Here is an 8,746-nt window from a genome sequence, read left to right on the forward strand (position 1 = left end):
GATAAGACATTATTTGTTTTCTTAAAAATAAAATAAAAAACATCAGTTATTTGCATTCTAAAGAATAATTGTTAACTTTGCCTTTCGAAATACAAAACGTTGTATAGACAAATATTCTTAGGAATAATATAAAAAGGTTATCTTTTAATTATGGCAAAGATTAAGACAATAGGTATCTTAACTTCGGGCGGAGATGCACCGGGTATGAATGCTGCAATACGTGCGGTTACACGTGCAGGCATTTATAATGGTTTCAACATTAAGGCAATCTATCGTGGGTATGATGGTCTTATTAATGGCGAAATCGTTGATTTCACGACAGAAAACGTTAGTGGTATCATCAATCAGGGGGGCACAATGCTGAAAACTGCCCGTTCTTCGGAGTTCAAAACTCCTGAGGGGCAGCAGAAAGCCTATGATAATATTGTCAAACATGGCATTGATGCTCTCGTGGTCATTGGTGGTAATGGTTCGCTGATAGGTGCGATGAAGTTTGCTCAAGAGTTTGATATCTGTTGCATAGGTCTGCCTGGAACAATTGATAATGACCTTTATGGAACAGATAGTACGATAGGATATGACACAACAATGAACACGATTGTTGAGTGCGTTGACCGCATACGAGATACTGCACAGAGTCATGAACGAATCTTCTTTGTTGAAGTTATGGGACGTGATGCAGGTTTTTTGGCACAGAATTCAGCCATAGCCTCAGGTGCAGAAGCTGCCATTATACCAGAGGATAGCACTGATGTTGACCAGTTGGCACAATTCATGGCGCGTGGAATTCGTAAGAGTAAACGTAGCTGTATTGTTATTGTTAGTGAGAGTCCTAAATGTGGAGCAATCTATTATGCAGACCGAGTAAAGAAGGAATTTCCTCAATTTGATGTTCGTATTTCAATCTTAGGACACCTCCAAAGAGGTGGTCGTCCTACGGCGCGTGACCGCATATTAGCAAGTTGTACGGGTGTAGGGGCAATAGATGCTATCATGCAAGGGCAGCGTAATATCATGGTAGGAGTGCGTAATAATGAAGTGGTTTATGTACCTTTAAGTGAGGCTATCCGAAGTGATAAACCTTTTGATAGGAATCTGATTAAAGTACTTAACGAGCTAAGTATATAGTTCTAAAAAGGTATAAAAAAACGAGTTGTATCAATTAAAAAGTGGGAATTCTTTTGCATTTTAGTTATAATATTGGTACTTTTGCTCAATAATATATTAATAGAATCAAAATATTAAAAAATAAAAGCTTATGTCACAGATTATAGGACATATCTCTCAGATCATCGGTCCGGTTATTGATGTGTACTTTGATACACAAGGCCAGGATACCGAAAAGGTGCTACCAAAAATTTACGAGGCGCTAAAGTTGAAACGTGCTGATGGTAGTGACTTGGTCATAGAAGTCCAACAACACATTGGTGAGGATACCGTTAGATGCGTTGCTATGGACAATACGGATGGTCTTAGACGCGGATTGGAAGTTGTTCGTACGGGAAGTCCTATCACAATGCCTGCCGGAGAACAAATCAAAGGACGTATGATGAACGTCATTGGTAAACCAATTGACGGCATGGCTGAACTCAATATGGAGGGTGCTTATCCTATTCATAGACCTGCACCAACCTTTGATCAACTCTCTACGCATAAAGAAATGTTGGCTACTGGTATTAAAGTCATCGATTTGTTAGAGCCATACATGAAAGGTGGAAAGATTGGTCTGTTCGGTGGAGCCGGTGTAGGAAAGACGGTTCTCATTATGGAGCTTATTAACAATATTGCCAAAGGACATAATGGTTATTCTGTTTTTGCCGGAGTAGGAGAGCGCACGCGTGAAGGAAATGATTTACTTCGAGATATGCTTGATAGTGGTGTTATCAAGTATGGTGAAGCATTCAAAAAGGCGATGGAAGAAGGACGATGGGATTTGTCATTAGTGGATAAGAAGGAATTGTCTGAAAGTCAGGCTACCCTTGTTTATGGACAGATGAATGAACCACCTGGGGCACGTGCATCTGTAGCATTGTCTGGACTTACTGTTGCAGAGGAATTCCGTGATCATGGAGGAAAAGATGGAGAGTCTGCTGATATCATGTTCTTTATCGATAATATCTTCCGATTCACTCAAGCTGGTTCAGAAGTTTCAGCTTTATTAGGTCGTATGCCTTCAGCTGTAGGTTATCAACCAACATTGGCCAGTGAGATGGGAGCCATGCAAGAGCGAATTACCTCAACGAAAAATGGTTCTATTACTTCTGTTCAGGCTGTTTATGTACCAGCTGATGACTTGACTGACCCAGCACCGGCAACGACTTTCTCTCACTTGGACGCTACAACAGAGCTCTCAAGAAAGATTGCCGAGTTAGGTATTTACCCAGCAGTAGATCCTTTAGGTAGTACATCTCGAATCCTTGATCCATTGATTGTAGGTAAAGAACATTATAATTGCGCTCAAAGAGTAAAGCAATTACTTCAACGATATAATGAGCTTCAAGATATCATTGCTATCTTAGGTATGGACGAATTGTCTGATGAAGATAAGTTAACTGTAAATCGCGCTCGTCGTGTTCAACGTTTCTTGTCTCAACCATTCACAGTTGCAGAGCAGTTCACTGGCTTAAAGGGTGTTATGGTTCCTATTGAAGAAACGATAAAAGGTTTCAATGCCATACTGGATGGCGAGGTAGATGATCTTCCGGAACAAGCCTTTATTAACGTTGGAACGATAGACGATGTAAGAGAGAAGGCTAAGCGTCTGTTAGAGGCAGCTAAAGCATAATTATTCAAAAGTAAAGAGTTTGTTTTATTATTCAACTTAAAGCTTAAATAGCTATGCTAAATTTGCGTATTGTTTCTCCCGAAAAAGTAGTCTATGATGGTAGGGTAATGCGAGTCGTTGTGCCAGGAACATTAGGGGAATTTGAAATATTGGAGAATCATGCTCCTATTATATCTTCCTTGGAAAAAGGGCTTGTAACCTATCAACCTTATGAAGGTAAGAATGAAATACTTGACATTCTCGGTGGTTTTGTAGAAGTACAAAAGAACGAGATTCGCATGTGTGTTGAACTATAAAAAAGTAAATGGCAATTCAAACAAATCGTAAATCAGCGAGCAAGAGATATATTCTTCAAGCACTGCAAATAGTATTTGCATTGTTCTTGATAGAATTATTGGCTGTACAATTATTAAAATTAAGGTTACAGTTAACTCCGATGCTTGTGAGTTTTGGGTTTGCTTTGTTGGTTGAAATTTGTGATGCATTGATATGGAAACGCCTTGAAGGCAAGGAGGATGAAACGAAAGCTTCTTTCTTTATGGCTGTATCGGGATTTCGTTTTCTATTAGCTTGTTTAGTGTTATTCATTTATTATATGAGCACTACTCATGAGGGCATGGTAACATTCGTTGTAATGTTTGCTCCATATTATTTAGCTTTACTTGTTCATCATTCGCTTTTTTTCTCACGTTATCGTGTTAATAAGGAGACTCATCGTTAATGACAATTGATTAAAAAGATGAAACAAAGAAAATCATTACTTCTTCTCTTAATGATGGTTTGGTTGCCATTACAGCTGTTTGCAAGTCATGGCACAGAGGAAGGTAAATTAAATATTTCCGAAATAGTGCTTGGTCACCTCTCTGATGACTATGAATGGCACATAGCTTCTTACAAAGGAAAGTCGATAAGTATACCGCTTCCAATCATTGTCAGAAGTTCATCTACAGGGCAATGGACATTTTGTTTGCCAGAGGATTTACCTTCAAATTATTTCTTTGATGAGGCACATCATGGCAAGATTTACGAGAAGTTACCTGACGGAAGTATGATACGTCCTCTTGATTTGAGTATTACAAAGACTGTAGCTCAAATCTGGATAGTTGTCATAGTACTGATACTTGTCTTTTCATGTTGTTCCCGTTGGTATCGTCATCACGATTCAAAAAGTGAGGCTCCACATGGTTTTGTTGGTGCAATGGAAATGATAGTGATGACCATTAATGACGATGTTGTAAAGTCTTCGATAGGAGAAAAGCATTATAAACCTTATGCTCCTTTCCTACTAACAATATTTTTCTTCATCCTAACTGCAAACTTAATAGGATTGATTCCAATATTCCCTGGTGGGGCAAATGTAACAGGTAACATTAACATAACACTGTTCTTGGCCATTTGTTCAATGATTGTCATTAATCTTTTTGCTAATAAAGAATATTGGAAAGATATCTTTTGGCCTCATGTTCCAGTATTACTGAAGGCACCGATTCCATTGATGCCAGTCATAGAACTGTTTGGGGTTTTCACGAAACCTTTTGCTCTAATGATTCGTCTTTTTGCCAATATGATGGCTGGACACGCTGTAATCTTGAGCTTTACTTGTGTGATATTCCTTGGCTGGTCTATGGGAGTAGGTTTTGGTATAGGCTTGAATATATTCAGTGTACTAATGCTTATCTTCATGAATTTCCTTGAGTTGTTAGTAGCTTTTGTACAGGCTTACGTGTTTACGCTATTAAGTGCTGTATTTATTGGTATGGCGCATAAGGAAGAAGAAGTAGAATAAGAAAGATAAATAAAATCAGTTTAAGAAACAAGAATAAAATATTAATAACAAAAAACATTAGAATTATGATGATTTCAACTTTATTGGCTGCTACTGGTCTGGCTCAGCTGGGCTGCGGTCTTGGTGCAGGTATTGCAACAATTGGTGCAGGTTTGGGTATTGGTAAGATTGGCGGTAGTGCTATGGATGCAATTGCTCGTCAACCAGAGGCATCAAGTAAGATCATGACAAATATGATTTTGACATCAGCATTTGTTGAAGGTTGTGCATTGTTTGCTATTGCAGCTTGTGCATTTATTATTAAATAAGAAATAGAAATCGATTCGAATGGAGAATTTGCCATCAATATTGACGCCTGATTTGGGTCTTCTTATTTGGATGCTCGCAGCGTTCTTGGTGGTCTTTTTCTTTCTTGCTCGCTTTGGCTTTCCCGTCATCATCAAGATGGTGGATGAGAGAAAAAGATATATTGATGATAGCTTAAGCAAGGCACATGAGGCTGCAGAGCGTTTGCTAAATATCAAGCAAGAAGGTGAAGCCCTTATACAAGAGGCCCGAGAACAACAGGCTAAGATAATGAAGGATGCGGCTACAACCCGTGATGCCATTATCGAGCAGGCACAGGAAAAGGCTCGCGATGAGGGCGCACGAATCATCTCTGAAGCTAAAAAGCAGATAGAGGTGGAGAAACAAAGTGCTATTCGCGATATTCGTTCACAGGTGGCTGAACTCAGTATTCAAGTAGCTGAAAAGATCCTTCGAGAGAAGTTGTCAACAGACAAGTCACAAATGGAAATGATAGATAGGCTGTTAGATAACGTTTCTAAAAAAGAAAGTAAAGATTAAAAATTGTAGTTTATGGATTTAGGTGTTATATCAGTTCGATATGCCCGGGCTCTTTTGAAAGGTGCTCTTGCAGAAAAGCAAGAAGATGAGCTATATAAAGAAATGCAAATTCTTTATAAAAGCTATCTTGAGGTACCCGAATTGAGAACTACTATTGATAACCCTATGCTTGCGAAAGAAAAAAAACAGAAGGTTCTTGAAATCGCTTGTGGTGATGATATCACTAATCTCACAAAGCGTTTTATTGATCTTGTGTTAAAGAAGGATAGGGAATTTGCACTGCAATTCATGGCTGCATCTTATATTACGCTTTACAGAAAGTTTAAGAATATCACTCGTGGTAAATTGATCACAGCGGCAGATGTCAGTCTTGAAACTGTTGAAAAGATGAAGCGAATGGTTGAAAACAGAACTCGAGGAACTGTAGAATTCAATACAGAAGTCGACAAAGAACTCATTGGAGGGTTTGTTCTTGAATACGATGACTATCGTATGAATGCCAGCGTTAAGAGTAAACTTCGTCGTATTCTATCAGATCTTAAGAAATAATAATTCAGTTTAATAGAAAGAAAAGATGTCAGATAAAATTAAACCAAGTGAGGTCTCTGAAGTACTTCTCAAAGAGTTGGAGGGCATCAACAGCGGAGAGCAGTTCGACGAAATAGGTACAGTACTTACTGTTGCAGATGGCGTTGCACGTGTTTATGGACTTCGTAATGTTGAAGCCAGTGAACTTCTTGAGTTTGAAAATGGTACAATGGCCATTGTAATGAACTTGGAAGAAGACAATATCGGATGTATACTCTTAGGTCCAACGTCTGGAATTAAGGAGGGAGAGACTGTAAAGCGTACACATCGTATTGCTTCTATTATGGTCAATGACAATTTCCTTGGGCGTGTTGTCAATCCACTTGGCCAGGCCATTGATGGTCTTGGCGATATTGATTTGACGGATGCCTTTGAGATGCCATTGGACCGTAAGGCACCAGGTGTTATCTATAGACAACCTGTAAAGGAACCTTTACAGACTGGTTTGAAAGCCGTTGACTCAATGATTCCAATTGGTAGAGGACAACGTGAGCTTATTATTGGCGACCGACAGACCGGAAAGACTGCAATTGCTATAGATACAATTCTAAACCAGAAGAGTTTCTATGATGCAGGGAAACCTGTTTATTGTATTTATGTTGCGATTGGGCAGAAGGCGTCAACTGTTGCTACACTTGTACAGACGCTAAAGGATCATGGTGCTTTACCTTATACAATTATTGTTAGTGCAACGGCGGCTGATCCTGCAGCCATGCAGTATTATGCTCCTTTTGCCGGTGCTGCTATTGGCGAATATTTCCGTGATCGCGGACTCAGTGCGCTTGTTGTATATGATGATTTGTCAAAACAAGCTGTTGCATATCGTGAGGTTTCTTTGATTCTTCGTCGTCCTTCGGGTCGTGAAGCCTATCCTGGTGATGTGTTCTATCTTCATTCTCGTTTATTGGAACGTGCTGCGCGCATTAACAATCAGCAAGAGATAGCAGAACAAATGAATGATCTTCCTGAGAGCATGAAAGGACATGTTCGTGGTGGCGGCTCATTGACGGCATTACCAATTGTTGAGACTCAGGCCGGAGACGTATCTGCTTATATTCCTACAAACGTTATTTCTATCACAGACGGACAGATATATTTGGAGACAAACTTATTTAATCAAGGATTCCGTCCGGCCATTAACGTGGGTATTTCTGTGTCTCGTGTGGGTGGTTCCGCACAGATAAAGAGTATGAAAAAGGTTGCAGGTACATTAAAACTCGATATGGCTCAATATCGTGAATTGGAAGCTTTCTCAAAGTTCTCCAGCGATATGGATGCCGTAACAGCTATGACCTTGGATCGCGGCCGCAAGAATAACCAGTTGCTTATTCAGCCACAATATAGCCCAATGCCTGTTGGAGAGCAGATTGCAATCCTTTATTGTGGAGTACATGGATTATTGCACGATGTTCCGGTTGATCAGGTTCGCGACTGTCAAGACCAATTCTTGGATGCAATGCGTTCTTCACACAGCGATGTCATCAGTAGCTTGGCAGATGGCCAATTGACAGATGAGGATATAAAAGCGATTGAAGAAACCATGGCAAGTATAGCTGGCCAATACAAAAAGTAATCATTAAACACGCATTGAGATGCCTTCATTAAAGGAAATAAAGACACGCATAGCTTCTGTCAGTAACACGCGTAAGATTACAAGTGCCATGAAGATGGTGGCATCAAGTAAACTTCATCATGCGCAAACTGCCATTCAGAATATGTTGCCTTATGAGACTTTATTAGAGCATGTTATGAAGTCTTTTCTCGTTACAATTCCTGAAGTTCAGAATGAATTTGAGGCAATACGTGATGTGAAAAGGGTAGCACTTGTAGTTTTTACCAGTAATAGCTCATTGTGTGGTGGCTTCAATAACAATATTCTTAAGATGTTTCAACAGGCTGTTGATGATTATAAGGCCCAGGGGATTGACGATATTCTTGTCTATCCAATCGGTCGAAAGATTGAAGACTATTGTGTGAAACGAGGAATAAAGATTGCTGGGAGTTTTCTTGAATTGGCTGAAAAGCCAAAAGCCTCTGATTGTGCAGACATTTCAAAAGAGCTTCAATCGAAGTTTCTTGCGCACGAAATTGACAAAGTAGAGTTGATTTACCATCATTTCAAATCTGCTGGAAGTCAGATTCTAACGCGTAAGATGTTCCTGCCGATAGACTTGTCTACGGAAAAGATTGGCCTCGAAAATGATCGCGATTTGTCAAGCAATGTTGCTACGGCAAAGGCACAAGAATATCTCAGAAAGCGTAAAGAAGCTAAGGAAGCCAAGGAAAAGGCCGAGTCAAAAGCACTGAATGATAATTTCATTGTAGAGCCGAGTCTTGACGCTGTGCTTGAAACGTTGATTCCAAAAGAACTCAATCTTCAAGTGTTTACAGCTTTGCTCGATAGTAATGCCAGTGAGCATGCTGCACGAATGGTTGCGATGCAGACGGCTACAGATAATGCAAATGAACTCCTTCGTATGCTTAGTTTGCAATATAACAAGAGTCGTCAGCAGGCCATCACAAACGAATTGCTTGATATTGTTGGAGGAACTGTCAACAATTGATAGTTCTCTCTTTAATTTAATCATAATAAAAAGGATATTGTATCAAGACAATATCCTTTTTGTTTTGTATCACACAATCTTTTGACTTGTTAGAATATTCCTTTCAGTGCGATTCACATTACCCGGCGATATTGCTATAAACAGGCATTAAATGCATATAAAACCATGGGGGTTGAA

Annotated in this window: 10 protein-coding genes; all 10 read left to right on the plus strand. The window is 39.5% G+C overall.

Going from position 1 to position 8,746, the window contains the following annotated elements:
* The first annotated feature begins 150 nt into the window (after positions 1-150).
* A complete protein-coding gene (pfkA, locus tag HMPREF9420_RS01030; protein ID WP_007133521.1) occupies positions 151-1,128 on the plus strand; it encodes a 6-phosphofructokinase in 978 nt (325 codons plus the stop codon).
* A gap of 130 nt (positions 1,129-1,258) precedes the next feature.
* Positions 1,259-2,785 carry a F0F1 ATP synthase subunit beta gene (gene atpD, locus HMPREF9420_RS01035; RefSeq protein ID WP_007133522.1) on the plus strand — a complete coding sequence of 509 codons (1,527 nt, stop codon included), beginning with the start codon at positions 1,259-1,261 and terminating at the stop codon, positions 2,783-2,785.
* A 53-nt stretch (positions 2,786-2,838) separates the two neighbouring features.
* The gene (atpC, locus tag HMPREF9420_RS01040; RefSeq protein WP_007133523.1) at positions 2,839-3,081 is read left to right on the plus strand and encodes an ATP synthase F1 subunit epsilon; all 243 of its coding nucleotides are present in this window, start codon (positions 2,839-2,841) and stop codon (positions 3,079-3,081) included.
* 8 nt (positions 3,082-3,089) lie between these two features.
* The gene (locus tag HMPREF9420_RS01045; RefSeq protein WP_007133524.1) at positions 3,090-3,506 is read left to right on the plus strand and encodes a hypothetical protein; all 417 of its coding nucleotides are present in this window, start codon (positions 3,090-3,092) and stop codon (positions 3,504-3,506) included.
* Positions 3,507-3,524: 18 nt separating this feature from the next.
* Positions 3,525-4,571 carry a F0F1 ATP synthase subunit A gene (gene atpB, locus HMPREF9420_RS01050; RefSeq protein ID WP_007133525.1) on the plus strand — a complete coding sequence of 349 codons (1,047 nt, stop codon included), beginning with the start codon at positions 3,525-3,527 and terminating at the stop codon, positions 4,569-4,571.
* Between the two features lie 65 nt (positions 4,572-4,636).
* Positions 4,637-4,879, plus strand: a complete 243-nt coding sequence (gene atpE / locus HMPREF9420_RS01055; RefSeq protein ID WP_004371056.1) for an ATP synthase F0 subunit C — start codon at positions 4,637-4,639, stop codon at positions 4,877-4,879.
* A gap of 19 nt (positions 4,880-4,898) precedes the next feature.
* Positions 4,899-5,417, plus strand: a complete 519-nt coding sequence (atpF, locus tag HMPREF9420_RS01060; RefSeq protein ID WP_007133526.1) for a F0F1 ATP synthase subunit B — start codon at positions 4,899-4,901, stop codon at positions 5,415-5,417.
* Positions 5,418-5,429: 12 nt separating this feature from the next.
* Positions 5,430-5,966 carry a F0F1 ATP synthase subunit delta gene (locus HMPREF9420_RS01065; RefSeq protein ID WP_007133527.1) on the plus strand — a complete coding sequence of 179 codons (537 nt, stop codon included), beginning with the start codon at positions 5,430-5,432 and terminating at the stop codon, positions 5,964-5,966.
* Positions 5,967-5,991: 25 nt separating this feature from the next.
* A complete protein-coding gene (gene atpA, locus HMPREF9420_RS01070; RefSeq protein ID WP_007133528.1) occupies positions 5,992-7,578 on the plus strand; it encodes a F0F1 ATP synthase subunit alpha in 1,587 nt (528 codons plus the stop codon).
* 19 nt (positions 7,579-7,597) lie between these two features.
* Positions 7,598-8,569 carry a F0F1 ATP synthase subunit gamma gene (locus HMPREF9420_RS01075; protein WP_007133529.1) on the plus strand — a complete coding sequence of 324 codons (972 nt, stop codon included), beginning with the start codon at positions 7,598-7,600 and terminating at the stop codon, positions 8,567-8,569.
* Positions 8,570-8,746: the final 177 nt, after the last annotated feature.

It is taken from the genome of Segatella salivae DSM 15606 (assembly GCF_000185845.1).
In the GTDB taxonomy this organism is placed as follows: Bacteria; Bacteroidota; Bacteroidia; order Bacteroidales; family Bacteroidaceae; genus Prevotella; species Prevotella salivae.